29 protein-coding genes, 1 tRNA gene and 1 pseudogene are annotated in these 25934 nt (G+C 60.7%); 21 read left to right on the top strand and 10 right to left on the bottom strand.

Features of this window, described 5'->3' with window-relative positions:
- Positions 1-56 precede the first annotated feature (56 nt).
- On the top strand, positions 57-674 hold the full coding sequence (locus tag LGH82_RS26500) for a hypothetical protein (RefSeq protein ID WP_227345553.1): 618 nt from the start codon (positions 57-59) through the stop codon (positions 672-674).
- On the opposite strand, the gene LGH82_RS26495 is transcribed toward LGH82_RS26500, so the two are convergent.
- Positions 664-1593 (bottom strand): metallophosphoesterase family protein, encoded by a 930-nt coding sequence (locus LGH82_RS26495; RefSeq protein ID WP_227345552.1) that lies wholly within the window; start codon positions 1591-1593, stop codon positions 664-666. The genes LGH82_RS26500 and LGH82_RS26495 overlap by 11 nt on opposite strands.
- Positions 1594-1646: 53 nt before the next feature.
- Between LGH82_RS26495 and LGH82_RS26490 the strand changes: the two genes are divergently transcribed.
- The 3 genes from LGH82_RS26490 (at position 1647) to LGH82_RS26480 (ending at position 3288) form a co-directional block, all read left to right on the top strand.
- Positions 1647-2144: an NUDIX domain-containing protein gene (locus tag LGH82_RS26490; protein WP_227345551.1), complete on the top strand. Its 498-nt coding sequence runs from the start codon at positions 1647-1649 to the stop codon at positions 2142-2144.
- A gap of 67 nt (positions 2145-2211) precedes the next feature.
- Complete coding sequence (locus LGH82_RS26485; RefSeq protein WP_227345550.1) at positions 2212-2694, top strand: ABZJ_00895 family protein; 483 nt, start codon at positions 2212-2214, stop codon at positions 2692-2694.
- A 144-nt stretch (positions 2695-2838) separates the two neighbouring features.
- On the top strand, positions 2839-3288 hold the full coding sequence (locus LGH82_RS26480) for an ABZJ_00895 family protein (RefSeq protein WP_227345549.1): 450 nt from the start codon (positions 2839-2841) through the stop codon (positions 3286-3288).
- Positions 3289-3336: 48 nt separating this feature from the next.
- Here LGH82_RS26480 and LGH82_RS26475 read toward each other — a convergent pair whose 3' ends face one another.
- Positions 3337-4323 (bottom strand): glutathione S-transferase family protein, encoded by a 987-nt coding sequence (locus LGH82_RS26475; protein ID WP_227345548.1) that lies wholly within the window; start codon positions 4321-4323, stop codon positions 3337-3339.
- A 269-nt stretch (positions 4324-4592) separates the two neighbouring features.
- Here LGH82_RS26475 and LGH82_RS26470 point away from each other — a divergent pair, with 269 nt between their 5' ends.
- The 5 genes from LGH82_RS26470 to LGH82_RS26450 all read left to right on the top strand — a co-directional run bounded on the left by LGH82_RS26470 (position 4593) and on the right by LGH82_RS26450 (position 8300).
- A complete protein-coding gene (locus LGH82_RS26470) occupies positions 4593-5129 on the top strand; it encodes a GNAT family N-acetyltransferase (protein WP_227345547.1) in 537 nt (178 codons plus the stop codon).
- A gap of 65 nt (positions 5130-5194) precedes the next feature.
- Positions 5195-5956: a 3-hydroxyacyl-CoA dehydrogenase gene (locus LGH82_RS26465; protein ID WP_227345546.1), complete on the top strand. Its 762-nt coding sequence runs from the start codon at positions 5195-5197 to the stop codon at positions 5954-5956.
- Positions 5957-6074: 118 nt separating this feature from the next.
- Complete coding sequence (locus LGH82_RS26460) at positions 6075-6854, top strand: HugZ family protein (RefSeq protein WP_227345545.1); 780 nt, start codon at positions 6075-6077, stop codon at positions 6852-6854.
- A gap of 154 nt (positions 6855-7008) precedes the next feature.
- Positions 7009-7350: an ArsR/SmtB family transcription factor gene (locus LGH82_RS26455; RefSeq protein WP_227345544.1), complete on the top strand. Its 342-nt coding sequence runs from the start codon at positions 7009-7011 to the stop codon at positions 7348-7350.
- Positions 7351-7496: 146 nt separating this feature from the next.
- Complete coding sequence (locus LGH82_RS26450; protein ID WP_227345543.1) at positions 7497-8300, top strand: TrmH family RNA methyltransferase; 804 nt, start codon at positions 7497-7499, stop codon at positions 8298-8300.
- A 3-nt stretch (positions 8301-8303) separates the two neighbouring features.
- Here LGH82_RS26450 and LGH82_RS26445 read toward each other — a convergent pair whose 3' ends face one another.
- Positions 8304-9476, bottom strand: a complete 1173-nt coding sequence (locus LGH82_RS26445) for a hypothetical protein (protein ID WP_227345542.1) — start codon at positions 9474-9476, stop codon at positions 8304-8306.
- A 152-nt stretch (positions 9477-9628) separates the two neighbouring features.
- Complete coding sequence (locus tag LGH82_RS26440) at positions 9629-10210, bottom strand: DUF1134 domain-containing protein (protein ID WP_413771394.1); 582 nt, start codon at positions 10208-10210, stop codon at positions 9629-9631.
- A 341-nt stretch (positions 10211-10551) separates the two neighbouring features.
- Between LGH82_RS26440 and chpT the strand changes: the two genes are divergently transcribed.
- Together chpT and LGH82_RS26430 are read left to right on the top strand one after the other, a co-directional pair.
- Complete coding sequence (gene chpT, locus LGH82_RS26435) at positions 10552-11181, top strand: histidine phosphotransferase ChpT (protein ID WP_227345540.1); 630 nt, start codon at positions 10552-10554, stop codon at positions 11179-11181.
- Between the two features lie 376 nt (positions 11182-11557).
- Positions 11558-11926, top strand: a complete 369-nt coding sequence (locus LGH82_RS26430; protein ID WP_227345539.1) for a response regulator — start codon at positions 11558-11560, stop codon at positions 11924-11926.
- An 85-nt stretch (positions 11927-12011) separates the two neighbouring features.
- Here LGH82_RS26430 and ctrA read toward each other — a convergent pair whose 3' ends face one another.
- Positions 12012-12707, bottom strand: a complete 696-nt coding sequence (gene ctrA / locus LGH82_RS26425; protein ID WP_006203583.1) for a response regulator transcription factor CtrA — start codon at positions 12705-12707, stop codon at positions 12012-12014.
- A 451-nt stretch (positions 12708-13158) separates the two neighbouring features.
- Between ctrA and LGH82_RS26420 the strand changes: the two genes are divergently transcribed.
- On the top strand, positions 13159-13536 hold the full coding sequence (locus LGH82_RS26420) for a flagellar export protein FliJ (RefSeq protein WP_227349689.1): 378 nt from the start codon (positions 13159-13161) through the stop codon (positions 13534-13536).
- Between the two features lie 46 nt (positions 13537-13582).
- On the opposite strand, the gene LGH82_RS26415 is transcribed toward LGH82_RS26420, so the two are convergent.
- Positions 13583-13972 (bottom strand): helix-turn-helix domain-containing protein, encoded by a 390-nt coding sequence (locus LGH82_RS26415; protein ID WP_319799894.1) that lies wholly within the window; start codon positions 13970-13972, stop codon positions 13583-13585.
- Positions 13973-14062: 90 nt separating this feature from the next.
- Between LGH82_RS26415 and LGH82_RS26410 the strand changes: the two genes are divergently transcribed.
- Positions 14063-14989 carry an NADP-dependent oxidoreductase gene (locus LGH82_RS26410; protein WP_227345537.1) on the top strand — a complete coding sequence of 309 codons (927 nt, stop codon included), beginning with the start codon at positions 14063-14065 and terminating at the stop codon, positions 14987-14989.
- 69 nt (positions 14990-15058) lie between these two features.
- Here LGH82_RS26410 and LGH82_RS26405 read toward each other — a convergent pair whose 3' ends face one another.
- Positions 15059-15334 (bottom strand): DUF1153 domain-containing protein, encoded by a 276-nt coding sequence (locus LGH82_RS26405; RefSeq protein WP_006203587.1) that lies wholly within the window; start codon positions 15332-15334, stop codon positions 15059-15061.
- Positions 15335-15591: 257 nt separating this feature from the next.
- On the opposite strand from LGH82_RS26405, the gene mnmA reads away from it, so the two are divergent.
- Complete coding sequence (mnmA, locus tag LGH82_RS26400) at positions 15592-16782, top strand: tRNA 2-thiouridine(34) synthase MnmA (protein ID WP_227345536.1); 1191 nt, start codon at positions 15592-15594, stop codon at positions 16780-16782.
- Between the two features lie 53 nt (positions 16783-16835).
- Here mnmA and LGH82_RS26395 read toward each other — a convergent pair whose 3' ends face one another.
- The gene (locus LGH82_RS26395; protein WP_227345535.1) at positions 16836-17801 is read right to left on the bottom strand and encodes a Gfo/Idh/MocA family protein; all 966 of its coding nucleotides are present in this window, start codon (positions 17799-17801) and stop codon (positions 16836-16838) included.
- Positions 17802-18039: 238 nt separating this feature from the next.
- Here LGH82_RS26395 and LGH82_RS26390 point away from each other — a divergent pair.
- Together LGH82_RS26390 and LGH82_RS26385 are read left to right on the top strand one after the other, a co-directional pair.
- Positions 18040-18116: transfer RNA gene (locus LGH82_RS26390), tRNA-Met, on the top strand.
- A 311-nt stretch (positions 18117-18427) separates the two neighbouring features.
- A complete protein-coding gene (locus LGH82_RS26385; protein ID WP_227345534.1) occupies positions 18428-18736 on the top strand; it encodes a hypothetical protein in 309 nt (102 codons plus the stop codon).
- A 15-nt stretch (positions 18737-18751) separates the two neighbouring features.
- Here LGH82_RS26385 and LGH82_RS26380 read toward each other — a convergent pair whose 3' ends face one another.
- Together LGH82_RS26380 and LGH82_RS26375 are read right to left on the bottom strand one after the other, a co-directional pair.
- Positions 18752-19531 carry a phosphatase PAP2 family protein gene (locus LGH82_RS26380; RefSeq protein WP_227345533.1) on the bottom strand — a complete coding sequence of 260 codons (780 nt, stop codon included), beginning with the start codon at positions 19529-19531 and terminating at the stop codon, positions 18752-18754.
- A gap of 274 nt (positions 19532-19805) precedes the next feature.
- A complete protein-coding gene (locus LGH82_RS26375; RefSeq protein ID WP_227345532.1) occupies positions 19806-19958 on the bottom strand; it encodes a hypothetical protein in 153 nt (50 codons plus the stop codon).
- A 191-nt stretch (positions 19959-20149) separates the two neighbouring features.
- On the opposite strand from LGH82_RS26375, the gene LGH82_RS26370 reads away from it, so the two are divergent.
- From LGH82_RS26370 to LGH82_RS26350, 5 genes and pseudogenes are all read left to right on the top strand, one after another.
- Complete coding sequence (locus LGH82_RS26370; protein ID WP_227349688.1) at positions 20150-20842, top strand: response regulator; 693 nt, start codon at positions 20150-20152, stop codon at positions 20840-20842.
- Positions 20843-21100: 258 nt separating this feature from the next.
- Positions 21101-22574 (top strand): annotated as a pseudogene (gene istA, locus LGH82_RS26365) (IS21 family transposase).
- Positions 22571-23464 (top strand): IS21-like element helper ATPase IstB, encoded by an 894-nt coding sequence (istB, locus tag LGH82_RS26360; RefSeq protein WP_227344001.1) that lies wholly within the window; start codon positions 22571-22573, stop codon positions 23462-23464. Before istA ends, istB begins: the two are co-directional and overlap by 4 nt.
- 74 nt (positions 23465-23538) lie before the next feature.
- Entirely contained in the window at positions 23539-24651 is a 1113-nt protein-coding gene (locus LGH82_RS26355) for an ATP-binding protein (protein ID WP_227345531.1), read from the top strand.
- A gap of 251 nt (positions 24652-24902) precedes the next feature.
- Entirely contained in the window at positions 24903-25877 is a 975-nt protein-coding gene (locus tag LGH82_RS26350; protein ID WP_227345530.1) for a DUF535 family protein, read from the top strand.
- Positions 25878-25934: the final 57 nt, after the last annotated feature.

Raw genomic sequence — 25934 nt, 5'->3', positions numbered from 1 at the left:
CAATTTGCCGGCGGCTGTGTTAACCGAGTGTTAACCAAACCGCGAGGCAAACGCCGATGAAGGACGCAGGCGAAAAAATCACCCCCATCGATCCGTCGCGAAAACTGTCCGATGCCATTCGTGACGTGAAGAATGCTTTTGCCGACCGCGACGACGTTGTCGTCGACATGCGCGAGGCGCATCGCATGCGCCTCGAACTGCTTGCCGCGGAACTCGCGCCCGTCTTTGCCGATGTGCCCACCGACATGGACAATTTCGACTTCGTCGTCTCGTCCGGCCTGCAGCCGCGTCTGTGGATCGACGCCGTCAGCCATGTCGCCATGGGCCGCGACCGCCGCACCTATCGCTTCCTGAAGGACACAAGGATCGGCCGCGTGGTGCTAGCCGAATCGACCGAGATGAAGCCGGTTGCCGACCAGGTGACGCGTTACGTGGCCGAGCGCGTCGTCGAGCGCCAGAAGATGATGGAAGGCGGCGCCGAGCCGGCTATCGCCGGCATGAGACGCACCGCGGTTCCAGAAGCCGAACCGCCGCTGCGGTCGACCACACGCGGCAAGATCTGGTCCGCCTTCCTGTCCGGCCTTGGCCTGATCGCCGCCGGCGCCCTGGTCGGGCTGGCCGCTTCGGTCGTGTTCTTCTGGGATCGTATCCTGGCGATGAAGATCAGCTTCTGACCAGCTGAGGCGACGTCTCGACGCCGAGTTCCAGCGACTGCAGGTCAACGGGCGGTATGGACGGCCCGGTGAGGCCGCGCCGCGTCAGCCGTATTCGCCACCTGCCCTTCTCACCGTCGATATCAAGCAGGTTGTACTGCGCCGCCGGATGCCTGCCGCCCGGCGCTTGCCCTCCGGCGGCAACGCCCACCACCGGAATTTTCAAGTCGCGTCCGCCGATAAAGGACAGCGAGGGCAGATGCGAATGGCCGTGCAGGACAAGCTCCACCCCATGCCGGCGAACGACCTTGTGGAAGCGGGAGATACCGAACAGCCGCTTATGCTGCGAAACGGCGCCGCGCACCGGCGGATGGTGGATCATGATCACCCGGAACAGACCCTGCTCTTTCGTCTGGTCGAGCATCTTGCCGAGCCGTTCGGCCTGCCCTTCCATGAAGAAGCCATTGGCCATGAAGGGTGCCGTGGCGCGCGCCGTCGAGACGCCGATCAGCGCGACGTCGCCGCGCACCCGCAGATACGGAAAGGCATTGCGGTCGATCGGCGCATTGACGCCGTCGCCGATCATCCACGCCGCCCAGGAGCGGCAGATCTTGTCGAAGGCGCCCGGCACATAGGCGTCGTGATTGCCGGGCACAACCGACACGTCATGCGGCGAGCCCAGCGTCTCCAGCCAGTGCCTGGCCATTTCGATCTCGCCGTCGAGCGCCAAGTTGACCAGGTCGCCGGTGACGGCGAGATGATCGGGCCCGCTCGCCTTCATGTCGGCGACGATCGCGTCGATGACGGCGTCATGCATGTGGCGGCGGCGGTTGCGCTGCCAGTTGACATAGCCGAGCACCCGCTTGGAGGCGAGATCGCGATAGGATACATCGGGAAGCGGCCCCAGATGGACATCGGAAATATGCGCGAGCCTGAACATGGATCCTTCATAGGCGACGCGCGCCCCGCTTTCCACCCACGGTTTCGCTACTGATGACGACCAATCCCGAGACTGCTTTGCGCCAGACTGGCTGGCCGGGTTTCAGGGGACGATTGTTCCATCTCTACTTCGTGTTGCGGCGGCCGATGACGCTTGGCGTGCGCGGCCTGATCCACGATGCATCAGCGAATTCCGTCTTCCTCATCCGCCACACATATGTGCCCGGCTGGCAGCTTCCGGGCGGGGGCGTCGAGGTCGGCGAAACGATGGCCGAGGCACTGGCGCGTGAACTCGCCGAGGAAGGCAACATCGCGCTGACCGCGCCGCCGGTGCTGAAATCCATGCATTTCAACCGCCGCGCCAGCCGCCGCGACCATGTCGGCCTGTACCTGATAGCGAGCTTTAGCCAGACGACACCGAAGCTGCCGGATCACGAGATCGCCGAGGCCGGTTTTTTCCCGCTTGAGCGCTTGCCGGAGGAGACGACACCGGCAACGAGGCGGCGTATCGCTGAGATTTTTGGAGGCCAGTTGGTATCGGCATACTGGTAGGCTTGCTTTCGCCTTCGGAAAAACTCTATGCTTTACTTGAAGCGTTCTTTGAACTTGGGACATGGTCATGAGCAATGGCGACACACGAACCGCGAGCGTTTGGCCTTGTGTTGGGTATTATACTTTAGCCATGGTAGCATTGACGATCACGCTTGGCATCGGATTGGTCGCCATTCCATCTCTTTCGAAAGACGTCATCAGAGCAGCCGGATTCTCAATAAATTATGGATCGACAAAGGTCGCATCCTACAAGTTTATAAAAAGAAATGGGCGATTGTTTAGCCGTGAGGAATATTGGATCATAGTCCTGCTTTCAACTTTGGCGGCTTGTTTGATTTCGGCAATACAGGGCTGGTTAGCTCTCGTAGGAGGAACGGCACCGCAAAACCTGAGCAACGTCCCAGTGGCTGTTTGGGTCGGAAGCTCGCTGTTTGCCTTCCTGCTGGTCTTTGGCTTGAATGCAGCAGGGTATTCAGGCCGCTTTGGACGCGATGTGCTCAAGGCCGAACTCGCCAGACGAGCCCGGATCGACACCGAGACCTTCCGATAGATCAGTTCAAGCCGCCTTCCCGAACCGCGCATCGCCTTATCGGTCCAACTTCAACATAAAGTGAGACGGGAAAGATATATTTCGGACGGAAAATTCGTTCGCCCACGCTAGGTTAGCAAAGCTGCATCGACTGGAGCAATTGCCTTGACATCCGTCGACCTCATCGTTTTCCGCCGCTTTATCTATTTTTTTATTTCGTCGGAAATCGCAATTGCTGCTTTAGATTACATTATGAAAATAGCTCATGTCATAAAATCTAACAGAAATAATTATTATATAGTTTTCATACCCGCTATTTCTGCATCGAAAGATGCTTTGGACAAATTCCATCTACGTTACAGGCGAGCTCCAACAAGGCAGGAGTATTGGCGACTCGTGGTATTTTCAACTCTGGTCGCGGCCGCCTTCCAGTCGGCCCTATGGAGATTCACCGCGATTTACGGCAACCCCCAGAATATTCCAACTCATCTGCGGCCAGAGGGCATCGGAATAGTGGTTGCGATATTCAGCCTGGTCGCACTGGGCTATTCGGGCTTGAATCCTTTCAAGCCCAGGAACGGGAATACCGGCACCACCCACGGCAAACCAGAATAGGTCAACAGATCCTCCCCGCACCGCGGAGCAGGCAGGAAAGCCATTCCCTCAGTTCCTCTCGAACCGTGCCCGATCATGCGGTGCGCCATAATTGAGTTCCGGCCCGACCGGCACGATCTGCGTCGGATTGATCGTCTCGTGGCTGCCGTAATAATGCGCTTTGATGTGATGCAGGTTCACCGTGCCGGCGACGCCGGGCACCTGGTAGAGGTCGCGCAGATAGTTCGACAGGTTCGGATAGTCCGCGATGCGGCGCAGGTTGCACTTGAAATGGCCGACATAGACCGGATCGAAGCGCACCAGCGTGGTGAACAGCCGCCAGTCGGCCTCGGTGATGCGGTCGCCAACGAGATAGCGCTGCTTCGAAAGGCGATCCTCCAGCATGTCGAGCGCTGAGAACAGTTCGCCGAACGCCTCCTCATAGGCCGCTTGGGTGGTAGCGAAGCCAGCGCGATAGACGCCGTTGTTGACAGCCGGATAGACCAGCGCGTTGAGCTCGTCGATCTCGCCGCGCACAGCTTCAGGATAGAAATCCAGGCTGGCATCACCCCATTCGTCGAAGGCTGAATTGAGCATCCGGATGATTTCGGAAGATTCGTTGGAGACGATGGTCTGCTCTTTTTTGTCCCATAGCACGGGAACAGTCACCCGGCCCGAATAGGCGGGATCGGCCCTGGTGTAGATCTGGTGCAGGAAGTCGAGGCCGTAGAGCGTGTCGCCGGTGGCGCCGTCCTCGGCCAGGAACGTCCAGCCATCAGCGCCCATGAAGTGATGGACCACCGAGACGGATATGATATCCTCGAGCGCCTTCAGCGCGCGAAAGATCAGCGTCCGGTGCGCCCAGGGACAAGCAAGCGAGACATAGAGGTGATAGCGGCCGGGCTCGGCCCTGAAGCCGCGGCCCCGGCCTTCGGCGGGCGAGCCGTCGCGGGTGATCCAGTCACGCCATTGCGACTGCGAGCGCACGAACTTGCCGCCGCTCTCTCCGGTATCGTACCAGCGGTCCTGCCATTGGCCTTCGACCAGCAATCCCATGAAATTTCCCTTTCGTGCTTGGTCCCCATGTAGGGCGTGAAGCAGCGAGGCGAAAATCATCCGACGCTGAACAGACCGTCAATCCATAGGGCCAGGGAAAGGGTCGATTGCGGTGGCCGAAAATTGATGCTAGCGGAAAATCCGCATGTTCGACTTTGCTTTGATCCGGTTTGACCGACGACGAAAGGGCGCCCGCGCTTGATGAAGCGCTGACTGGCGAATGCTGCCGTCTGCAGCAAACCTTCCTCGCATACCGGAACGCAAAGACCATGAGCCTTGCCGACGTGAAATACCTGCCGGAAACCCCGGCGCACGACCTCCAGATCGAAGCCATCAACGACGAGGCCTTCGGGCCCGGTCGCTTCGTGCTGGCCGCCTACAAGATCCGCGAGGCCGGTGGCCATGAGCGGTCGATGTCCTTTGTGGCGGTCGACGGTGATATCGTCGCCGCCTCGGTGCGGATGACCCGCATCGCGGCCGGCGCCGGCCGCGCCTTGATGCTTGGTCCGCTTGCCGTTCGGCCGGCCTACAAGAACCTCGGCATCGGCCGCCGACTGGTGGCGATCGCGCTGGAGGCTGCCGCCAAGGCCGGCGTGCCCGCCGTGATGCTCGTCGGTGACGAGCCCTATTACGGCCCGCTCGGCTTCAAGCGTATCCCGCGCGGACAGATCTCCATGCCACGCCCGGTCGATCTCGACCGGCTGCTGTCGCATGAGATCGTGCCGGGCGCGGTCGCCAAGCTCACCGGCGAGGTTGGCCATGCCGATCAGGCGCGGGTTGCCGGACACATGGCCGCGATTGCCTGACCATCCGGGTGCTGTTATGCCGCCCTGGCAAACAGCCCGTTTGCCATCCGGTGGAGGAGATTGACATGAACCCGAGCGGCCACATCGCGATCGTCACCGGCGGCGGGTCGGGGCTCGGCGAAGCGACGGCGCGTGCTCTTGCCGCCAAGGGCGCCAAGGTCGCCATCTTCGACGTCGGCATCGAGCGGGCGGCAAAGGTGGCCGCCGATATCGGCGGCATCGCCATCCAATGCGACGTCAGCAGCGCCGACAGTGGCGCGGCAGCGGTCGCGGAGGCAGCGGGCAAGCTTGGCGAACCGCGTATCCTCGTCAATTGCGCCGGCATCGCCATTGGCGTGAAGACGGTCGGCAAGGACGGCCCGCATCCGCTCGATCAGTACCGCAAGGTGATCGAGGTCAATCTCATCGGCACCTTCAACATGATCCGCCTTGTCGCCGACCGGACCGCGAAACTGGAGCCGCTACAAGGCGGTGAGCGTGGCGTCATCGTCAACACAGCGTCGGTCGCCGCCTATGACGGCCAGATCGGCCAGGCCGCCTATTCTGCATCCAAGGGCGGCGTCGTCGGCATGACGCTGCCGGTGGCACGCGATCTCGCTCGCTCCGGTATCCGCGTCTGCACCATCGCGCCCGGCATCTTCAAGACGCCGATGATGGCCGGCATGCCGCAGGACGTGCAGGATTCGCTCGGCGCCGCCGTGCCCTTCCCTTCGCGCCTGGGCGAGCCTTCCGAATATGCGGCGCTTGCGCTGCACATCATCGAGAACCAGATGCTGAATGGCGAAACCATCCGCCTCGACGGCGCCATCCGCATGGCGCCGAAATAATGTCCCCAAAAGTGCGAAGCGGTTTTGGGATAGCGACATGAAAACGCTTGCCCTTGCCAAACCAGACGCCATCGCCTGATAAGTGGATCACTAAAATCAGCTTGGCAGGACGATAATTTTGGAAGATCGCAAGAAGGACGTGATCCGCCAAACCGACGCCGAGGCGATCCGTCTGGCGAAGACGCTGGTTCGCAGCGCCCGTTTCGGCGCACTCGCCGTGATCGAGCCGGGCACCGGTGCACCGCTGGCCAGCCGGGTCGGCATGGCCACCGACATAGACGGCGCACCACTGATCCTGGTGTCGATGCTCTCCGCCCACACCAGCGCGATCCTTGCCGACCCGCGCTGCTCCTTGCTTGTCGGCGAGCCCGGCAGGGGTGACGCCCTGGCGCATCCGCGCCTGACCATGGTCTGCCGGGCGGTTCGGCTGGAGCGCGGATCGAGCGAACACGCCAATGCCGAGCGGCGCTACCTCAACCGCAACCCCAAGGCAAAGCTCTATGCCGGGCTTGGCGACTTCTCGATCTTTCGCCTCGAGCCGGAGCGCGCCAGTCTCAACGGCGGTTTCAGCAAGGCCTATCTGCTCGAGCGTGCCGATCTGGTCACCACCGGGCCGGTCGTCGAGGAACTGGCCGCGAGCGAACAATCCGCGCTCGATCACATGAATGCCGACCATCTCGATGCAATCGCCGTTTATGCACAGCATTTTGCCAAGTCGGCGGGCAATGGCTGGACCCTCACCGGCTTTGATGCCGATGGCATGGATCTTGTCTCGGGCGACGAGACCTGCCGGGTTTTCTTCCCCAGTCCATTGGAGGCCGCGAACAAATTACGGCATGTTCTAGTCGACATGGCCAAGGCCGGCAGGGCAGCGGATTATGCACAATCGGACAGTTAATCGCGTAGGATCGAAAGCAAGCCTTGAGATTTGAGCGAAATGTTCTACCTTTTATAAGGACACTGAATCGCCAGCGCGATTTGACAAGTGAATCTATGGAACCAAGCGCTATCGCCCCCATAGCGTTCGGTCAGCGGAAAGATATGGGGGATCAATGGTCTCGATAAAGCTAATCGCCAACGCCGAATCAGCGGCCGCCTTCCTGATGCTGATGGGCAACGAGAAACGGCTTTTGATCATGAGCTATCTTGCCGACGGCGAAATGTCGGTCGGCGCCATCGCCGAGAAAGTGATGCTCAGCCAATCCGCACTGTCGCAGCATCTCGCCAAATTGCGGGCCCTTGACCTCGTGGAAACCCGCCGCGACCGACAGATGATCTACTATTCCTGCAAGTCCGAGGCCGTGCATGAACTGCTTGCCATGCTGGACGGCATTTTCGGCGAAGGGAAAGTGCCTGAGGCAGCATACAGTAATCTTCGCCGCGCCAGGGCTTGACCGGCAAGCACCCTCACCGCTTACCTGCTGTGATTTTCAGAGCGAGGCCTCCTGCCGGATGCCTCGCTCTGAAGCTTTGAAGCCAAGCATCGTGCCCGCCGAAAGGTCGATTCCGATCTTCGGGCCGATGCGCCGCCGAGGAACGCATGGTCCCCATCCGTATTGACGACCCGCAAGACCCGCGTGTCGCCGCCTATCTCGACATCCGCGAGCGCGACCTTGCCGGGCGGCAGGGCCGCTTCATTGCCGAGGGCAAGGTGGTTCTGGACATGCTGCTTTCGGGGCAGAGGTTCTCCGCCGAATCGGTGCTGGTCCTGGAAAACCGCCTTGCCGGCCTTGGCGACACATTGCGCAATGCGCCCGCGGACCTTCCGGTCTATGTCGTTGCTGGCGAGGTCATGGACAGGGTTGCCGGATTCCAAATGCATCGCGGGATACTGGCCATCGGCCTCAAGCGCGCTGACCTGCCCGCCGAAGCCCTGCTGGACGCTTTGCCCGCCCGCGCACTGGTCGTCGTGGCCATCGGCATCGCCAATCATGACAATATGGGCTCGATCTTCCGCAACGCCGCCGCCTTTGGCGCCGATGCCGTGCTTATGGATAACACCTGCTGTGACCCGCTCTACCGCAAGGCTATCCGCGTCTCCGTCGGCGCGGTGCTGAAAGTCCCCTTCGCGTTCTTCACCGACACCGCCGGCTTCACGGCAACGCTTGTCCGTCACGGCTTCGAACAATTCGCACTCTCACCGCGCGGACAGACCGACATTCGGCAAGCAAAGGGAGCGGAACGCCTGGCGCTCTATCTCGGCACCGAAGGCGAAGGCCTGCCGGATAGCCTTCTTGGCCGCATGCATACCGTGCGGATCACCATGTCGGCGGGCTTCGACAGCCTGAACGTCGCCGCCGCGTCGGCCATCGCGCTGCATCATTTTTCGCGGCAGGGGCGCTGACTTTCAGCTCGGCGATTCTGCCTTCTGCAGTGCCCGCACACGGTCGGCAAGACTGCGTTCGCCGCTGGGAGGGCGCACGTCCTGCGGGGTTGCCAGCGCCTTGGCGATCGGCGAATCCGGCCCCTCGAGCTTCGCCGTCAGATTGACGACCTCCGCCGCCAGTTCGTTCATCTGCTCGCGCAATGCCGAGCTGGCATGGCTGGAGTCGTTGCCATTCGCGGCTTTCGTCGCCTCGAAGGCGGAAAGATCCGTCTTCAGCCGCTTGTTCTCGCGAGCCAGCGTCGTCAACCTGGCTTCCAGCCGCTCACGCTCGCTGTCGAGCCTGGTGATCGCCTTTTCGATATCGTCGCCCTTGGCGCCTTTATCGGCAGGATTGCCTTGCGTCCCGACCAGCCGCAAGGCAGGTGCATTGTCCGCGCCATCGCCCTTCGCCTTGTCGCGCAGACGCGTCAGCTCCTTTTCGCGGCGCTCGAGCTTGTCCTCGCGATCGGCAAGCGTGGCGAGCAGCCGCTCGATCTTCTTGTCCAACTCGCCGGTTCTCTTCTTTTCCGCCTTCAAGGCATCACGCGCCGCCTTGCTCTCGGCCGCGATCTCCTGGCCGCGCCGGTCCGCCTCCTTGCGCTGGGCGCGCAACGCCGCGATGTCGTCGGCCAGCTTCTGCAATTCGGATTCGCGCGCCACCAGTTCGATCTGCCGGCTGCTGGACGAGAAGCTGGCGTCATCATACATGTGCTCCAGCTTTTCGAGCTCCAAAGCCCGCTTCCCCAGCTTACGCTCTGTCTCGGTCATCCGGTCCGACAGGTGCTGCAGTTGCTCCTCGCGGTGCCGCAGCGCCTCGTTCTTGGCTTCCAGTTCGGAAAGCGCCTCGTTCTTGTCCTTGCGCTCGACCGCAAGGCCTTTCAGCGCTTCCCGGGCACGGCCGATCTCGACGAGCTGTTCGGCGGACTTCGCGCGCAAGGACTTCACATCGATTTCAAGCCGGCGCGTTATCATCGCGTACTCGGCGCGGATGCGGTCCTTGTCGGCCTGGATTTCGGGAAGCGTCAGCGGCATGGAGCCCTCGACGCGCCTGCGCGTCAGCGCAACCGCGCGGCGCCAGATTGCCGGCGCCACCAGCAGCGCCAGGAAGCCGGCAACGAGAAAGCCAAGGGCAAAGAACAGTATCGACTGAACCAAAGCGACAACCCGTATGGACGGCAACCAACAGCCAGAACAGAACTGTGCCACGTTCGCATGACGGAAATCCAGCGCCGCGGCAAGAGTCTGCCGCGGCAATTGGTCGGATTCACGGCCTCATGGATCGGACCCCGAGCCAAGCCACACGCGGCTCAGAACGGATTCCAGGTCGCCCGCTCGGTCAGCTTGAGATAGCCGAGATTGACGCCAAGCCGGGCGCCGACACCGGTGCGGATCGGCACCAGCAACACATTGTTGTTCTTCAGCACGTTGAAGCCGACGCCGGCCACGACATAGGCGGAGCCGGCCACGCCGCCGTAGCGGTTGTAGAGGTTGCCGACATCGTCGAGATTGTAGACCAGCATCATGACCCGGGAGCCTTCGCCACCGAAATCCCAGCCGAGCGACGGGCCTTGCCAGAACACTTTATGATCGCCGGCATTCTTGGTGTAGAGCGTGCCTTCGCCATAGGTCAGGCCGCCGATCAGCGCACCCGACCCCTCCTCACCCAGCAGATAGCCGTTGGGCAAGCCGTAGGAAGCGAAAATCTTCTCGACGACGGTCGCCAGACCGCCTGATGTCGCGCCGAAGAATTTGTGACCGGAATCAACGATCTCCTGAGCAGTGTATTCCTGGGCCCGCAGGGCCGAGGTCGAAAAGACGAGAACACCCATGAGCGCAATCGTTATTGAGATGGCGCGGAAAAAAGTCCGGCCGTTATATCGGGAAAACATGCTTCCAATCTCCGTCATGGAGCACTTTCGCCGACGCCTCGCACCCGCACGGCTCTTTGGCGGCCGTTAAGGATGACTGTTACGGGCAAACTATGCCGTAATTCTTTTTCAACCATTAAGCTCTCACATGAAGATGGCGGTTCGAAGGCTAGTTTCGCACCGCTCAGGCAGTCGTACCCTGCGTGAACGCACCATTTGCGATAACGACAATTTTGGTTTTGTTGCTGCTCGCACGGGCACTGTGTATTCAGGGTCCCGGGAGAAAAGCGTGATTCGTGTGGGCAGGCGAGACAATCGATCGCTCGGCCATGAGTTGTGAAGTTTTGCAGGGATTTTCGCCGATGTCCGATCTGTTCACCCTTTCCGCACCCGACCTCGCGGCGCTTTTGTGCAGCCGGGTCTGCCACGATATCATTTCGCCGGTTGGCGCCATAAACAACGGGCTTGAATTGCTCGACGAAGGCGGCGCCGACGAAGACGCCATGAAGCTCATTCGCCAGAGCGCGAAGAATGCTTCGGCCCGCCTGCAGTTCGCCCGCATCGCCTTCGGCGCCGCCGGCTCCGCCGGCATGCTGATCGACACCGGCGACGCCGAGGCCGTGGCAATCGGCTTCCTAAAGAACGAAAAGCCGGAACTGATCTGGAACGGCACCCGTGCGCTGCTGCCCAAGAACAAGGTCAAGCTGCTGCTCAACCTCCTCCTCGTCGCCAATGCCGCCATTCCGCGTGGCGGCAAACTGACCGTCACGCTGGAGAACCTTGAAACCGAGCCACGCTTCGTGCTTGCCGCTGCGGGCCCGATGTTGCGGGTGCCGCCAAAGTTCCTGGAACTGCACTCCGGCAATAAGCCCGAGGAACCGATCGACGCCCATTCCGTGCAGCCCTACTACACGCTGCTTCTGGCGCGCGAAGCCAACATGACGATATCGATCCACGCCACGGCGGAAGAAATCGCTTTTTCCGCGGCCTGAGATTTCCAGTCAAAGGCGACGCATGTCGCCCAAAAATGCCTGGCGTTTCGGGATAACGGCATGCATGAAACAAAAGACCTGAAGCGCGTCGCATGAATCCGCTCAAACGCGATGCGCTTTGGCTTTCAGGAATGGATTCTTCTGCCGCCAAGCCAAATTGAAGTATTGCCCCCATACAATACCATCCAAGCGTCAAAATCCATTTACATCAGGTCCTTTTCGTCAATGCGGCGACAGCATCCGCGAATAAAGCGCCGCAAAAGTCATCTTGGCAAAAATTTTACCTAATCGCTTTTCGGCTTCTTTACCAGATTGGTCCATGATGCCGGTTCAGATGCCCCGCTGCCAGATCACCACATGGCAAAGAGGACCCCGAATGAAACGCTGCATGTTCGTCGACGATTCAAGCGTCATCCGCAAGGTTGCAAAGCGCATCCTTGGCGGCTCCGACATGGTTGTCATCGAAGCGGCCAGCGGGCTTGACGCGGTGGAGATGTGCGCGGCAGACATGCCCGATGTCATTGTTGTCGATGGCGCCCTGCCCGACATGCAGGCCGTGGATTTCATCCGCCGCGTACGCGCCATGCAGGCCCAGGTGACACCCCAGATCTTGATTTCCCTGGTCGAGATGGACGTGGGTTCGATCATGCGGGCCAAGCGCGCCGGCGCTCAAGGCTACCTGCTGAAGCCGTTCAACCGACCACAACTGCTCGAGCGTTTCCGCACCTTGAAAGCCGCCGCCTGATTCACGCAGCCATCAACGCATAAAAGCAAAACCCGGCCAAGGCCGGGTTTTTTCGTGGGGAACGAATCAGGCAGGCGTTTTTCGTTCAGGCGCTGACGCGAATATCTTCCGGTTCGCGCAGCACATAGCCACGGCCCCAGACCGTCTCGATGTAATTCTGGCCGCCGGAAGCCGCGTCCAGCTTCTTGCGCAGCTTGCAGATGAAGACGTCGATGATCTTCAGTTCCGGCTCGTCCATGCCGCCATAAAGGTGGTTGAGGAACATTTCCTTGGTGAGCGTGGTGCCCTTGCGCAGCGAGAGCAGCTCCAGCATCTGATATTCCTTGCCGGTGAGATGCACGCGCTGGCCGCCGACCTCGACGGTCTTGGCATCGAGATTGACGACCAGGTCGCCGGTGGTGATGACCGATTGGGCGTGGCCCTTGGAACGGCGCACAATGGCGTGGATTCGCGCCACCAGCTCGTCCTTGTGGAACGGCTTGGTCATGTAGTCGTCGGCGCCGAAGCCAAGGCCGCGCACCTTGTCCTCGATGCCGGCCATGCCGGACAGGATCAGGATCGGCGTCTTCACCTTGGAGAGGCGCAGCGTTCTCAAGACTTCATAACCCGACATGTCCGGGAGATTGAGGTCGAGAAGGATGATGTCGTAGTCGTAGAGCTTGCCTAGATCGACCCCCTCTTCGCCGAGGTCCGTCGTATAGACGTTGAAACTTTCCGATTTGAGCATCAGCTCGATGCTCTGTGCGGTTGCACTGTCATCTTCAATCAGCAGAACACGCATTTCATTCCCCTTTTCTGCTGCCGGACCATTTCGCGACCCATCCGGGCCGGTAGCAGTGATTGCCTGACGCAGAGGCTGCCATCGAATGGTTAACAAAACCTAATTCCGCATCCATAACGGTACCAGATTTTTTAACCCCTTTCTACACCCTCTTGAATCTAATAATGAATCACAGACCCAAATCGCTAATGCAACACATTAATAATCCAGCCTAAGTGACTCAAGGGACTCATCGGCCGCGCTCCGCATCGCTAGCCGGAATTTTTACCCGGCCTTAAGTCCTGAGCCGTATGATTAACAATGCCCGTAAACGAATGGTTACCGCCGGCAAAAAACTTTAGGATTTTGTTTCCCATAGTTCGGGGAAAGCCGGTGGACACGGGTGACGCTTGGGCCTTTCTGGGCGGATTGGACGATATGTGCGGGTGTGCGTTTCCGGGAGTACCGAATCATGAAGTCACGTGAAAACCTCGTTCGTCTGAAACAGTTTCAGGTGAACGAGAAGCGGCGGCAGCTGCTGCAGCTCGACATGATGATTGCCGAGTTCGAACGCATGGCCGTCGAGCTGGAGCTTCAGATCACCGCTGAAGAGAAGAAGGCTGGCATCACCGACATCAACCATTTCGCCTATCCGACCTTCGCCAAGGCGGCGCGCTTGCGCCGCGACAACCTCAGAAATTCGCAAAGTGATCTCGCCCAGCAACGAAGCGCTGCCGAATCACTACTCGGCGAAGCTGAAGCGGAGCTTTCCAAGGCGGAAATGCTGGAGTCGCGCGACACCAAGATCCGCGACACTGAAATTGGCGGCCGCAGCGCCATGATCGGCTGAAGCAGGGGGCGCAATCCAGGCGCCAGCCACTGCGAAGCTGAATGCTCTAGGCGGCCTCACCTTCCATGGTCGCGCGAGCCCGAGCCTCCTTGATGTCGGGCGCGTGCTGTTCCGACCAGGCTCTTATCTGAGTGAGCAATCCCGCTAGATTCTGGCCGAGTTCGGTCAGCTCATACTCGACGCGCGGCGGGATGACGGGAAAGATTTCACGCCGCACAAGGCCATCGCGCTCGAGGACACGCAGCGTCTGCGTCAGCATCTTTGGTGTGATGCCTTCGAGCTTGCGGGCAAGCTCGCCATTGCGCATCCGGCCCCGCCGCAGCGCGCACACCACCAGATAGACCCATTTGCTGGCCAACATCTCCAACACGGTATGCGACGGGCACGTGCGCCGGTACGCATCATAGCCGAATGGGGAACTCTCTTCGCTATCCATAGGGTGCCTATATATAGAAAAGGTACATACTGGACAAGGGATCATTACTATCCAAATGATAGTGGTGCGTAAAACAAGCAGGAGGCTTCCATGCGTGCCATCATCCAGAATTCCGTGGGCGGCCCCGACGTCCTTGTCATCGCTGATCGTCCCGACCCACGGCCCAAGGCGGGCGAAGTGCTTGTCCGCGTCAGGGCCGCCGGCATCAATCCAGTCGACGGCGCCGTGCGCGCAGGTTATTTCGCGCTGCTCGGCGAGCCGCCCTTCATTCTCGGCTGGGACGTTTCGGGAACCGTCGAGGCGTTGGGCCCGGGCGTGACGGATCTCAAGGTCGGTGACGCTGTGTTCGGCATGCCGCGCTTTCCCAAGCAGGCGGCGGCCTATGCCGAACTGGCCGCGGTGCCAGCGGATGAAGTCGCGCCCAAGCCCGCGGGCATCGATCATGTCCATGCCGGCGCGCTGCCGCTGGCGGGACTGACGGCCTGGCAAGGCTTGGTCCGCCATGGCGGATTGAAGTCGGGCCAGCGCGTGCTGATCCATGCCGCCGCCGGCGGCGTCGGGCATCTGGCCGTGCAGATCGCCAAGGCGCGCGGCGCCTATGTCATTGCCACCGCCAGCCCGGAAAAACTCGATTTCGTCCGCAGGCTCGGCGCCGACGAGGTCATCGACTACACGAAAGGTGATTTCGCCGACAGTGTCGGCGATGTCGACCTCGTGCTGGAGACGGTGGGCGGCGACCACGCCGAACACTCGCTGAAGGTGATCAAGGCAGGCGGCGTGCTGGTTTCGCTGCTCAATGTCAGCGACCCAGCGAAGGCGCAAGCCAAGGAAAGAGGCATTCGCGTCGAGCGCATGTCCGTGGTGCCCGACCGCGCCAGTCTTGTCGAACTTGGCAAACTGATCGACGAAAAGAAGCTTGTGGTCCACGTGGCCAAGACGTTTCCGCTCGACCAGGCGGGCGCTGCCCATGCCTTTCTCGGCACCAGGCCGATCGGCAAGGTGGTGCTGACGGTCTGAACCGGAAGAATCGGGTCGGCAAGACAAAAGGGCGCGGATTGCCGCGCCCTTTATATTGATCGAACCAACCTAGTGTCGGTATTGCTGGATGCGCGTCGTGCGCAGTCCGGCAAGGCCGTACTCATCGATCGACGCCTGCCAGGACAGGAATTCCTCGGTGGTCAGCTTGTAACGCTGGCACGCTTCTTCAAGGCTCAAAAGCCCGCCCCGTACCGCTGCAACCACTTCCGCCTTGCGCCGGATGACCCAGCGACGCGTATTCGTCGGCGGCAGATCGGCAATCGTAAGAGGGCTGCCGTCAGGCCCGATAACATATTTGACTCGCGGTCTAACCAGATCGGTCATCGTACTCTCTACAAAAAACTCAAAGACCCAATCCCCACCACGTTACCGCCACAGCTTTAAAAATTGCCTAAGCAGACCCTAATGACTAGGTAAGGATCATGAACGCTGCGTTAGTCTTTTCGCCGGCATTTGAATCATCCGTCGACAAGTGAGGAATCCGCCGGTGAAAATCGGCGCGACCTCAAAGCTGGCGCGCCCGGAAAGCTTGACCTATATTCCGGTCATTGGCATTCAGCGCCGTGCAGAATGAAAGAACCATGAACAGTCTCGATCTTCCCGGACGCCCCGAAGACACCCGCATCGTCGTTGCCATGTCGGGTGGTGTTGATTCATCGGTCGTCGCCGGCCTTCTCAAGCGCGACGGCTATGACGTCGTCGGCGTCACCCTGCAGCTTTATGACCATGGCGCGGCCACGCACCGGGCGGGCTCGTGCTGCGCCGGACAGGATATCGACGACGCCCGCCGCGTCTCCGAGACGCTCGGCATTCCCCACTATGTGCTCGACTATGAAGAGCGCTTCCGCAAGGCGGTCATCGATCCGTTCGCGGAAAGCTATGTTGCCGGCGAAACGCCGATTCCGTGCGTCTCATGCAACCAGACGGTCAAGTTCGCCGACCTTTTGGCCACCGCCAAGGAACTTGGGGCCGATGCGCTGGCCACCGGCCATTACATCCGCTCCGGCGCCAACGGCGCCCACCGTGCGCTCTACCGGCCCGTCGACGCCGACCGCGACCAAAGCTACTTCCTGTTCGCCACCACGCAGGCGCAGATCGACTATCTGCGCTTTCCGCTCGGTGGCCTGTCGAAGCCGCAGGTTCGCGCCATCGCCGAGGAGATGGGGCTGACGGTCGCCGCCAAGCAGGACAGCCAGGACATCTGCTTCGTGCCGCAGGGCAAATATTCCGACATCATCGCCAAGCTGAAGCCGACCGCCGCCAATCCGGGTGACATCGTCCATATCGACGGCCGCGTGCTCGGCCGCCATGAGGGCATATTGCGCTACACGATCGGCCAGCGACGGGGCATCGGCATCGCTTCTGGCGAGCCGCTCTACGTCGTCCATCTCGACGCCGACCGCGCCCGCGTCATCGTCGGCCCGCGCGAGGCGCTGGAGACGCACAAGATCTACCTGCGCAACATGAACTGGCTGGGCGACGGTTCGCTGGCCGACATCCCGCCGGCCGGCCTGGAGCTGTTCGCCAAGGTCCGCTCGACGCGCCCGCCACGCCCCGCGGTTCTCCACCATCGCAACGGCGCCACCTTTGTCGAGCTGGTCGACGGAGAATCCGGCATCGCGCCGGGACAGGCCTGCGTGCTCTACTCCGACGACGGCAACGAGGCCCGCGTGTTTGGCGGCGGCTTCATCGAGCGGTCCGAGCGCGGCGCCGAGGCCGAGGCGATGCTAAGCCGGCTCGCGGCCCGCCCGGCGCGGATACCGGCCGAATAAGTTCAAGCAATCAGCGCCCTCCCGATCCCTCCGGGGCGAGGCGGCGCTTTTTCTCAGGAATTCGATCTGCTGTGGGTAACGGTGCCCGCGGTCAGGATGCGCAGCACCCTGATGGCTTCCTCGCCGCTGGTGCGCGGTTCGGCGCGCGTCTCGATGCACTGGATGAAATGCTCGAGCTCGCGCGTTAGCGGCATGCCCTCGCCCACCGCGACATAGGACGGTTCATTGGCGGTGAAGGCCCACTGACCGCTGTCCTGCCACACAGCGTGGCGGTAGACGGCGAGTTTGCGCTCCCACGGCTCGACATCATCGAACACCGCCATCGCCTTGGTGCCGACCACGGTCAGCCGGCGCTCGCGATAGGGATTGAGCCGCGAGGTAAAGAGGTGACTGCGCAGGCCGTTGGGGAACCGCATGTGCAGGTGCGCGAAGTCGCTGAGATTGTCGAGAAGCGCGGCGCCCTCGCCGCGCACCTCGATCGGCTCGGTGCCGGTGATCGCCAGGATCATCGACAAATCGTGCGGCGCCAGATCCCACAGCGCATCGTTCTCGGTGTGGAACTTGCCAAGCCCGAGCCGGTGAGAGTGGATGTACTTCACCTCACCCAATTCACCCTTGTCGATCAGCGTCTTCAGCATCTCGAAGGCGGGGTGGAAGCGCAGCACATGGCCGACCATGAAGATGCGGCCATTGTCCTTGGCCGCCTGCACCGAACGTTCGGCATCCGCCACCGTCAGCGCGATCGGCTTCTCCACCAGCACGTCCTTGCCATTCTCGACGGCGCGCACGGCAAGATCAGCGTGGAATTGCGGCGGCAGCGCCATGATGATGGCATCGACATCGTCGCGAACGAAAAGCTGATCAGGCTCGATCGCAAGGCAATCCTGCTCGCTGGCGAAGCCTTCCGCGCGAGCGCGGTTGGCGTCGGAAACGGCATGCAGCGCGCCGAGCGCCTTGAGAGTGCGGATATGGTTGCTGCCCCAGTATCCGCAACCGAGGACTGCTATGCGCGGCTTCATCGTGTTGAACTCGAAATATTCGTGGCCGAGACATAGCGGCGTGCCCCGCCGAACTCAACCCCGGCACCTGTGCTCAAATGCCTGGGCAGGGAAGCTTTTCGTGAATGACAATATGCCGGCGTACTGGTTGCTTCGATGCTTGACAGGCTTACCCTCCCAACCTTATATCCGCCCGACCTTGGTGAACGCCTCGACATGCCTTTCGATTTAAGGCGGATTTCGGGCCTTTCACCGCCCTGGCGGGGTAGCTCAGTTGGTTAGAGCACGGGAATCATAATCCTGGGGTCGGGGGTTCAAGTCCCTCTCCCGCTACCAAATTTATCTAACAAAATCAGACGCTTACCGAAACATAAGGCAGCCTGCCTGCCTTATGTTCCGAAGTCTCTTGTCGTCCACACCATTCCGAATCCACGCAGCGATAGGCACGACGGCCAACAAATTGGGCTGCGTGGGGCGTGCATTGGTTCGACGTCTCGCCATCGCGGGCTCAAATTCCGACCGTGTTCGACCAAGCCATTCGTCAAAAGATCGAAATCGACCGCGCTGCTGGTTTCCCAGATCCGGCAGCAACCGTCCGAAGGGTCTACGCCATGGCAGTCGAGGAGCCCGACCGTGAGTCCGAGTAGTTGGACGAACTTGATGCGCGGTGGCTCGGCTTCGTCGAGTTTCCCATCGACAATAGTTGTAAGGGTATCGGATTCGAGCTGCCCGCGGCATGCGAAGTGTCGTGGTGCGGATGGGGATGCAACTCAGATGTCATTCTCGTCCGCCTCGCACGCCTGGAATTCGTGGAACCTGATGGCACTGGCTCGACGGGTAAGACGCCGGAGCAGATGTTGGCGTCTCGGATCGTCGAGTACGAGCGCCACCACGAAGACCAGAGAGACCTTGGAGCATGTCGCGGCGGAGCGGTCGGGGCGATCCTGGATGACTGACGTTTCTTCCGTAGGTTACGCTTTACTTCGTGCGCCGGAAATAAGCGCATGAATCTGGTGAGAAAGCATGGAGCGCCACCTGGAATTCCTATAAAATAAGGCCGTCACCACTACGGTAACGAACGCGGACGTCCCAAAGCCCGAAATGATATCTACCAGATAGTGATTAGCGTGAGACACCGCCGCAACAGACATGACAATATTAAGCACGAGAACTGGATATCTCAACGCCTTCACATCCCAAGCCGCCCAAGTGCATAGATACGCCACTCCGGCATGGATAGATGGAAAGCATATAAGACCAGCAGCGCTCGACGCCGTTAGAGTGTAGGCGTAATTATCACGAACCGCATTAAAGGATTCGACAGGTGACAGGGCAAAATATGGATTTATGTTATTTACACTTTGGTACGTCAAACCGTAGTATGCGTAAGTACCGAGAGCTGGGAAAAACATCGAAATAAAGCACGCCAACACACACAGCATGCAGTACCCAGTCATCATCGCATAAGCGCGCTGCTGTCTACCAAACACGACTAAAGCCATCGGGATAAGTATAAGTTGATAAGAAATAGTTTGGTAGGCCTCTAAAAGAACTCGAGACAATAGAGGGCGAGCATCAACGAAGCGGATGAAGCCATGCCAGTCGAATCCTAGAGCGCTATCCATCGACGCCAATTTTCCGTCGGCAAGAGGAAAATCGAACGATATCACTATGTACGACAGAACGAGCAAAGGCACTGTAATAAGGATACCGAAGCCAACAACTTCCAATGCCGCGCTCATGGCCAGCATCTTACGAAACCTGCAGTAAATCGAAATAGCTATAAACACCCATGACAGAAAAAATACAGGAGTGAATGAATATAAGCCTATCATAATTTTCGAAAAAAAATACATAATTGAGACGAGAGCAATGCCGAACTCATCGTACCGAAGAATATTCGTCTCGCCTGCCTAACATCAACAGGACCTTCGGATATGTATTCTTTCATCTATCCGATTGCTCAAGCATATTATTTGTGCGGGCATGCTTTCACACATAGCTTAAGATAATATTTATACCCTATCACCACCACTGCATCCAGCTCGCCACAATTTTCAGGCTATCATGGCTGGCGCGCCACGCGATCTCGGCTGCCATGCGGTACTCCATGCCGTCCTTGATCGCGTCGGCCGTCGTTCCGTTCCACCAGACCGGCGCCGGAAGTGAAACCTGCACGGTGAGTTGCCGCCTCTCGGGAAGAGATGGCGCGCCCAACTCTCGAGGTTTGTCAAGAATTCGCGGAGATACGGCGCGTATCCTGCGTGGACCAGCGCTTTCACCCCGCCTGCTGACCACCGGGAATTGGCAGGGCCGGATTTCCACCGCATAAGGCACCGCACGGGCGCTGAATGGGAGCTTTGCCAATGATCGACAAGGGTCTCATCCTGGTGGTGGAAGACGAGCCGGAAATCGCGCATATCCTGGACGCATATCTTGTACGTGACGGGTTCAGGACGGTGCGCGCCGCGGACGGCGAAACCGCGCTTCAGCATCACAAGGTGCTTTCGCCCGATCTGGTTCTGCTCGACGTGCGCATACCGCGCCTTGATGGATTTGAAGTCCTGGCGCGGCTGCGGCGCGAGGGGAATACGCCGGCGATCATGGTGACGGCGCTCGCCGAGGATATCGACCGCTTGTCGGGCCTGCGCCTCGGCGCCGACGACTATGTCGTCAAGCCGTTCAACCCGCAGGAAGTGGTGGCCCGCGTCAATGCCGTCCTGCGGCGCACGCGCGGCGGCGGCGCCAACACGGTGCTCAGCCACGACAACATCGAGGTGGACCTCGACGCCCATTCGGCATTCGTCACCACCGGCGCGAAGCGGGCGTCGCTGCCGCTGACGTTGAGCGAGTTCCGCATTCTTGCCTATATGATCCGCCGGCCGACGCACGCCTTCGACCGCTCCGACATTCTCGACGCCTGCCTGCCCGACAGCGATGCACTGGTCCGCACCGTCGACACCCATATCGCCAATCTGAGGCACAAGCTGGGCCATCTGGGCGCCACCGACTATCTGAGTTCGGTGCGCGGCGTCGGCTATCGCTTTGGCAAGCCGCGATGAAACGGCGCCGTCTCTCGCTCAGCACTCTGACGGTGCGCGGCGACAAACAAGGTGAGACTCAGCGTCAATCAGGATGAGACTCGGCGGCGGGGGTGTGACGAAGGGAGGGCGTAGCCCGACCGGAGTTACACCCCCGCCGCCGCGCAATTTTTCAGCGTCTTATGATCGCGGTCGGCCCGGTAGCTTGGTGGTTTTCTGGAATGGAGAACCATCTTTGTGCCGGGTCGCCATGTAACCGATCATCAGACGAGGCTTTTTATGAAGTACCGACAAAACAATTCTATCGAGGTCGCCGCCGCCAAGGCGTCGATCAGCAGGGCGACGGCCTATCGCATCAAGACGGACGCGCACCTGCCATCGCAAAAGCAAAAGGCTCGTGGCCGGCGGAGGCCTGACCCTCTCGAGCATATCTTCGATGCCGAGGTCGTTCCCCTTTTGAAGGCGGCGCCAGGCATCCGTGTTGTCGCCATCTATGAGGAGATGCTGCGGCGGCACCCGGAACTGAGCGCGGGCATTCGCCGAACGCTGGAGCGGCGCATCCGGTCATGGCGTGCCATCCACGGCGAAGAGCAGGAGGTTATCTTCCGCCAGCTTCACGAACCCGGCCGACTCGGGCTATCGGATTTTACCGACATGGGCAGCCTTGACGTGTCGATCGCCGGCCAGTCTCTTGATCATCTACTCTACCACTTCCGGCTCGCCTGGTCCGGCTTTGAACACACCCATGTCATTCTCGGCGGCGAGAGCTTCGTGGCCCTGGCCGAAGGACTGCAGAACGCGCTGTGGTCGCTTGGGGGAGCGCCGCTCTATCATCGCAGCGACAGCCTGTCGGCGGCTTTCCGCAACCTCAGCGCCGATGCGAAGGAGGATCTCACGCATCGCTACGAAGAGCTTTGCGCGCACTACCGCATGACGCCGACCCGCAACAACAAGGGCATCGCGCACGAGAACGGTTCGATCGAAAGCAGCCATGGCCATCTCAAGGATGCCATCCGTGACGCCCTTCTGATGCGCGGCAGCAGAAATTTCGACGATCTCGGCGCGTATCGAGCCTTCATCGACGAGATCGTCAGCCGGCACAACGCCAATCATGGCAAGCGCATCGATGCCGAACGCCCTCAACTGCAGGAACTTCCAGACCAGCGGACCAGCGACTTCGAGGAGGTGGTCGTCACCGTGTCGCGGACCGGCGGCTTCACCTTGCGCAAGGTCTTCTACACCGTTCCCTCCCGCCTGATCGGACATCGGCTTCGCATCCGCCTGTTCGATGATCGCCTCGAGGTCTTTATGGGAGGAACAAAGCCTGATGACGCTGCCCAGGGGCCGAGGCCATGCCGACGGGAGGCACGATCAGGTCGTCAACTATCGGCACGTCATCCATTCCCTGCGCAAAAAGCCGATGGCGCTTCTTAATCTCGTCTATCGTGACAAGCTCTTCCCGCGGCAGGAATACCGCAGGGCCTTCGACGAGCTCATTGAGCGGCTGCCGGACAGGCAGGCGTGCAAGATCATGGTCGATCTGCTGGCGCTGGCCCACGATCGAGGCTGCGAGCGTGAGCTTGCCGAGCAACTCACCGAGACCCTCGACGCCGGCGACCTGCCCGATATTGCCGTCTTGCGAACCCTCCTCGGCCCGGACCCCGCACGGCTGCCGACCGTCTTGGTGCAACTCGCTTCCCTTAACGGCTATGAAGCCCTGATCGGGGCAACCCATGTGGGAGACGTCGCATGAGCAACGCCCACACCATCGACGAAGCCCGCCTCGGCATCATGCTCAACGAACTCCGGCTACCGACGATCAAGACGCTCTGGGCGCAATTTGCCGAGCAGGCCGATAGAGAGGGGTGGCCCGCCGCCCGGTTCCTCTCGGCCATCGCCGAGCATGAGCTGGCCGAACGGGCACATCGCAGGATCGAACGGCATCTGGCCGAAGCGCATCTGCCGCCCGGAAAGACGCTCGACAGCTTCGCCTTCGACGCCGTACCCATGGTCTCCAAGGCCCAGGTCATGGCCATGACCGCCGGTGACAGCTGGCTCGCCAAGGGCGCCAATATCCTGTTGTTCGGCCCACCCGGTGGCGGAAAGTCGCATCTTGCGGCAGCGATCGGACTCGCCCTCATTGAGAACGGCTGGCGCGTGCAGTTCGCCCGAACCACCGATCTCGTGCAGAAGCTCCAGATCGCGCGGCGAGAGCTGCAGCTCGAAGCCGCCATCGCCAAGCTCGACAAGTTCGATCTGCTCATCCTCGACGATCTGGCCTACGTCACCAAGGACCAGGCCGAAACGAGCGTGCTCTTCGAACTCATCTGCGCAAGATATGAGCGGCGTTCCATCATGATCACCGCCAATCAGCCCTTCGGAGAATGGAACAGAATCTTTCCGGACCCCGCCATGACCCTCGCCGCAGTGGACCGACTTGTTCACCACGCAACGATCTTCGAGATGAACGTCGAAAGCTACCGGCGCAGATCCGCCATGGAAGCCAAACGCCAGCGCGGCAGGCCAGCCTCTTACGCGACAATCAAGAACAAACACGAACTTGTCGCGGAGCGGCAATCAGAAATAGATGAAGGCCTTGCCAGCGACAATCAGCATGATAATTTGCACGTGACCGCGACCTGAGAATCTCATCCAGATCGCCGCTCACGTCTCATCCAGATCGTCGCGCTATACTGACGGCTTTGACGATTGTCGCCATGCTGCTGCTCAGCATCGCCATCACCTATGCTGGAATAAGCTGGTATTCGGACCGGATCGAGAACGAGCTTCTCGACAAATTGCCATCCCGGCTCAGCCAGGCCTATCGCGACATCTCGACAGGCAGAGCACCGAACCAGGACGACTTGATGCAGTTCGTCGCCCAGTTGCCCGCCTTCAATGACGCGGGCAATGCGCGTCTCTACGTATCGATCATAGGGTTCAGCCTCCTGGCCGCCGTCCTCTGCGGCCTGATCGGCTATTGGCTGGCGCGACGCATCAGCCGCCCGCTCGAAATCCTGACCTTGGCCACCGAGGACTTGCGCCGAGGCGATTTCTCCGTGCGCATCCCCATGGGCAAGGGCGCCAGCGAGATCGCGACGCTGACCGATACGTTCAACGCGCTTGCAGCCGATCTCGACAACATGGAAAAGAGGCTGCGCTTCAATACGATGGCGGTCGCACACGAACTGCGCACCCCCCTCACCGTCCTGCAAGGCACGATCCAGGGCATGCTCGACGGTGTCTTCCCGCTCGAGGAGAGCCGGCTTCGCCTTCTTCTTTCACAAGCTGAAGGACTGGCGCGGCTGGTCGAGGACCTGCGGATGCTGTCGCTGGCGACAGCCCAGCAACTGGTGACCGAGCGCAGCCGCATCGATCTCGCCCTGCAAGCGGAAAGGCTCATTGATTCGGCACGACCACTTCTCGCGGCGGCGGGCATGACGATCGAGTCCGATCTCGACCCCGCACGGACGAAGGCGGATCCATTGCGACTGCGCCAGGCAATGCTGGCGCTGGTCGAAAACTGCTGCCGCTACGCCGCCTCCGGCGGCGTCATGCGGTGCGAAACCGGACGCCTCGGCGATCACGAGGTGTTTGTCCGCATACTGGACCGGGGGCCGGGTCTACCCGACGACGTTTTCCGTCGTTCCCCATTCGGCATGTTCATCACCGGCGATCCCTCGAGGTCGCGTACGACCGGCGGCACCGGCCTTGGTCTTTCGGTGGTCGAGGCCATCGCAAGAGCCCATGACGGCAGGCTCCAGCTCGACCAAAGGGAGGGTGGCGGCGCCTCGATCACGATCGTGTTGCCATGCGATTCCGAGACCTGAGGCTCGCGCTGTCCTGCTGATATCCAAGCGGGTTTCCAAGTCTTCCTGAACGCTGACGCGGCCCGTCGCGACGCGCGGTCTGTGTGAGATGAATGATGCCGCATCGTCGCGCACGATATCCAGAGGGTTTCTCCGCCATTTCTTGACAGGCCTTGGGCAAAGCACGGCCGAGATGTCTCGCTTCATCTCTTGCGGCGCAATCAGTCCGAGGGAAAAACGCCTTGCCACCCAGCTGGAAGCTCGATTCCGACATGCATGCCTCGGCAGGCATCGTGTATTGCTCGCTTGTCGAGGACGCATCATGCCCAGGCAATCAGGCCCCGCCAACGCCAGTCAGGTCGGAGCCTTCTCCCATATGGCGTCAGGTGCTGGGGCTGGGAAGCCGCATGACGCTCAAACGGTCGGTCGTCTTTTGCCTGCGTTTCCTTGTCCGCCCAGCCATGACTCTGAACTGGCTGACGTTCCTCGGCAACTTCGCCAGGCGGAACGCATTGGGATGCCCGCACGATGATCTGCTGCGCAAATCCCTGGGAACCTTTTTCATCCACGGCGCCTCGGCGTGCGACAGGCTGAAACTGCTTACCAATCACTTCCGCATCGCAGGCGAAGTATTGGCGCCCGAAGTCCTGCGAGCGCTGTGGCGTGGAGATGCCATGGACGTGGGGATGGTGGAAGGACGAAGCGAAAGCTACAGGATCCATCTGCTGCTCGCCGATCATTGCGGCAGCCGCCACGAGGGTGTTTTCGCCCTGAGGCTTTCGCGGGCGCGGGACGGCTACACCTTGTGCACGGCCGGCTTCATCTTTGTCCGATCCGGCTACACCGGCAGCAGCGTGGCAATCGGCGGCATGCAGGGGCCGAAGGCAACCGATGCCAAACGCGCGCTCATCACGGCAACCCGGTGCCTCGGCGGCCTGCGACCCAAGGATGCCGTACTGCTCATCCTGCAGGGATTGGTTTCAAACGTCAGCAGCGGGCATTTCATGGCGGTTTCCAACGCCAGACACGTCATCAACCAGCGCCGCCGCAAGCGCCGGCGGATGATGCATGTGAACATGGATGATTACTGGATTGAGCGCGGCGGCGAGCCGGCCGCGCCGTTCGGTTTCCGCCTGCCCATAAAGTCGGCCCCAGACGCGCAAGTCGCGAACAAACGCGAACAAGCCAAGCTGGCTTTCTGGGAGGCGGGTAGCCGGCTTTTGCCCAAGCCGGCCTGCTCCGGCTAGAACCCGGGCCGACCGGCGGACTTCAGTTCCGCTGAAGGGCGTCTTCAAGGCGCCTAT

This window comes from Mesorhizobium sp. PAMC28654 (genome assembly GCF_020616515.1).
Lineage (GTDB): Bacteria > Pseudomonadota > Alphaproteobacteria > Rhizobiales > Rhizobiaceae > Mesorhizobium.
Note: the sequence above shows the minus strand (reverse complement) of the source record. Positions and strands in the feature narration are given on the sequence as shown.

Bases quoted from the DNA above. Each gene is read 5' to 3' on its own strand.
- LGH82_RS26420 (WP_227349689.1), top strand. From the start codon at position 13,159: ATGAAGTCACGTGAAAACCTCGTTCGTCTGAAACAGTTTCAGGTGAAC.
- LGH82_RS26470 (WP_227345547.1), top strand. From the start codon at position 4,593: ATGAGCCTTGCCGACGTGAAATACCTGCCGGAAACCCCGGCGCACGAC.
- istB (WP_227344001.1), top strand. From the start codon at position 22,571: ATGAGCAACGCCCACACCATCGACGAAGCCCGCCTCGGCATCATGCTC.
- LGH82_RS26465 (WP_227345546.1), top strand. From the start codon at position 5,195: ATGAACCCGAGCGGCCACATCGCGATCGTCACCGGCGGCGGGTCGGGG.
- LGH82_RS26475 (WP_227345548.1), bottom strand. From the start codon at position 4,323: ATGGGATTGCTGGTCGAAGGCCAATGGCAGGACCGCTGGTACGATACC.
- LGH82_RS26430 (WP_227345539.1), top strand. From the start codon at position 11,558: ATGAAACGCTGCATGTTCGTCGACGATTCAAGCGTCATCCGCAAGGTT.
- LGH82_RS26450 (WP_227345543.1), top strand. From the start codon at position 7,497: ATGGTCCCCATCCGTATTGACGACCCGCAAGACCCGCGTGTCGCCGCC.
- LGH82_RS26350 (WP_227345530.1), top strand. From the start codon at position 24,903: ATGCATGCCTCGGCAGGCATCGTGTATTGCTCGCTTGTCGAGGACGCA.
- LGH82_RS26415 (WP_319799894.1), bottom strand. From the start codon at position 13,972: ATGGATAGCGAAGAGAGTTCCCCATTCGGCTATGATGCGTACCGGCGC.
- LGH82_RS26405 (WP_006203587.1), bottom strand. From the start codon at position 15,334: ATGACCGATCTGGTTAGACCGCGAGTCAAATATGTTATCGGGCCTGAC.
- ctrA (WP_006203583.1), bottom strand. From the start codon at position 12,707: ATGCGTGTTCTGCTGATTGAAGATGACAGTGCAACCGCACAGAGCATC.
- LGH82_RS26455 (WP_227345544.1), top strand. From the start codon at position 7,009: ATGGTCTCGATAAAGCTAATCGCCAACGCCGAATCAGCGGCCGCCTTC.
- LGH82_RS26395 (WP_227345535.1), bottom strand. From the start codon at position 17,801: ATGAAGCCGCGCATAGCAGTCCTCGGTTGCGGATACTGGGGCAGCAAC.
- LGH82_RS26380 (WP_227345533.1), bottom strand. From the start codon at position 19,531: ATGCTGGCCATGAGCGCGGCATTGGAAGTTGTTGGCTTCGGTATCCTT.
- LGH82_RS26440 (WP_413771394.1), bottom strand. From the start codon at position 10,210: ATGTTTTCCCGATATAACGGCCGGACTTTTTTCCGCGCCATCTCAATA.
- LGH82_RS26485 (WP_227345550.1), top strand. From the start codon at position 2,212: ATGAGCAATGGCGACACACGAACCGCGAGCGTTTGGCCTTGTGTTGGG.
- LGH82_RS26355 (WP_227345531.1), top strand. From the start codon at position 23,539: ATGCTGCTGCTCAGCATCGCCATCACCTATGCTGGAATAAGCTGGTAT.
- mnmA (WP_227345536.1), top strand. From the start codon at position 15,592: ATGAACAGTCTCGATCTTCCCGGACGCCCCGAAGACACCCGCATCGTC.
- LGH82_RS26495 (WP_227345552.1), bottom strand. From the start codon at position 1,593: ATGTTCAGGCTCGCGCATATTTCCGATGTCCATCTGGGGCCGCTTCCC.
- LGH82_RS26410 (WP_227345537.1), top strand. From the start codon at position 14,063: ATGCGTGCCATCATCCAGAATTCCGTGGGCGGCCCCGACGTCCTTGTC.
- LGH82_RS26490 (WP_227345551.1), top strand. From the start codon at position 1,647: ATGACGACCAATCCCGAGACTGCTTTGCGCCAGACTGGCTGGCCGGGT.
- LGH82_RS26500 (WP_227345553.1), top strand. From the start codon at position 57: ATGAAGGACGCAGGCGAAAAAATCACCCCCATCGATCCGTCGCGAAAA.
- chpT (WP_227345540.1), top strand. From the start codon at position 10,552: ATGTCCGATCTGTTCACCCTTTCCGCACCCGACCTCGCGGCGCTTTTG.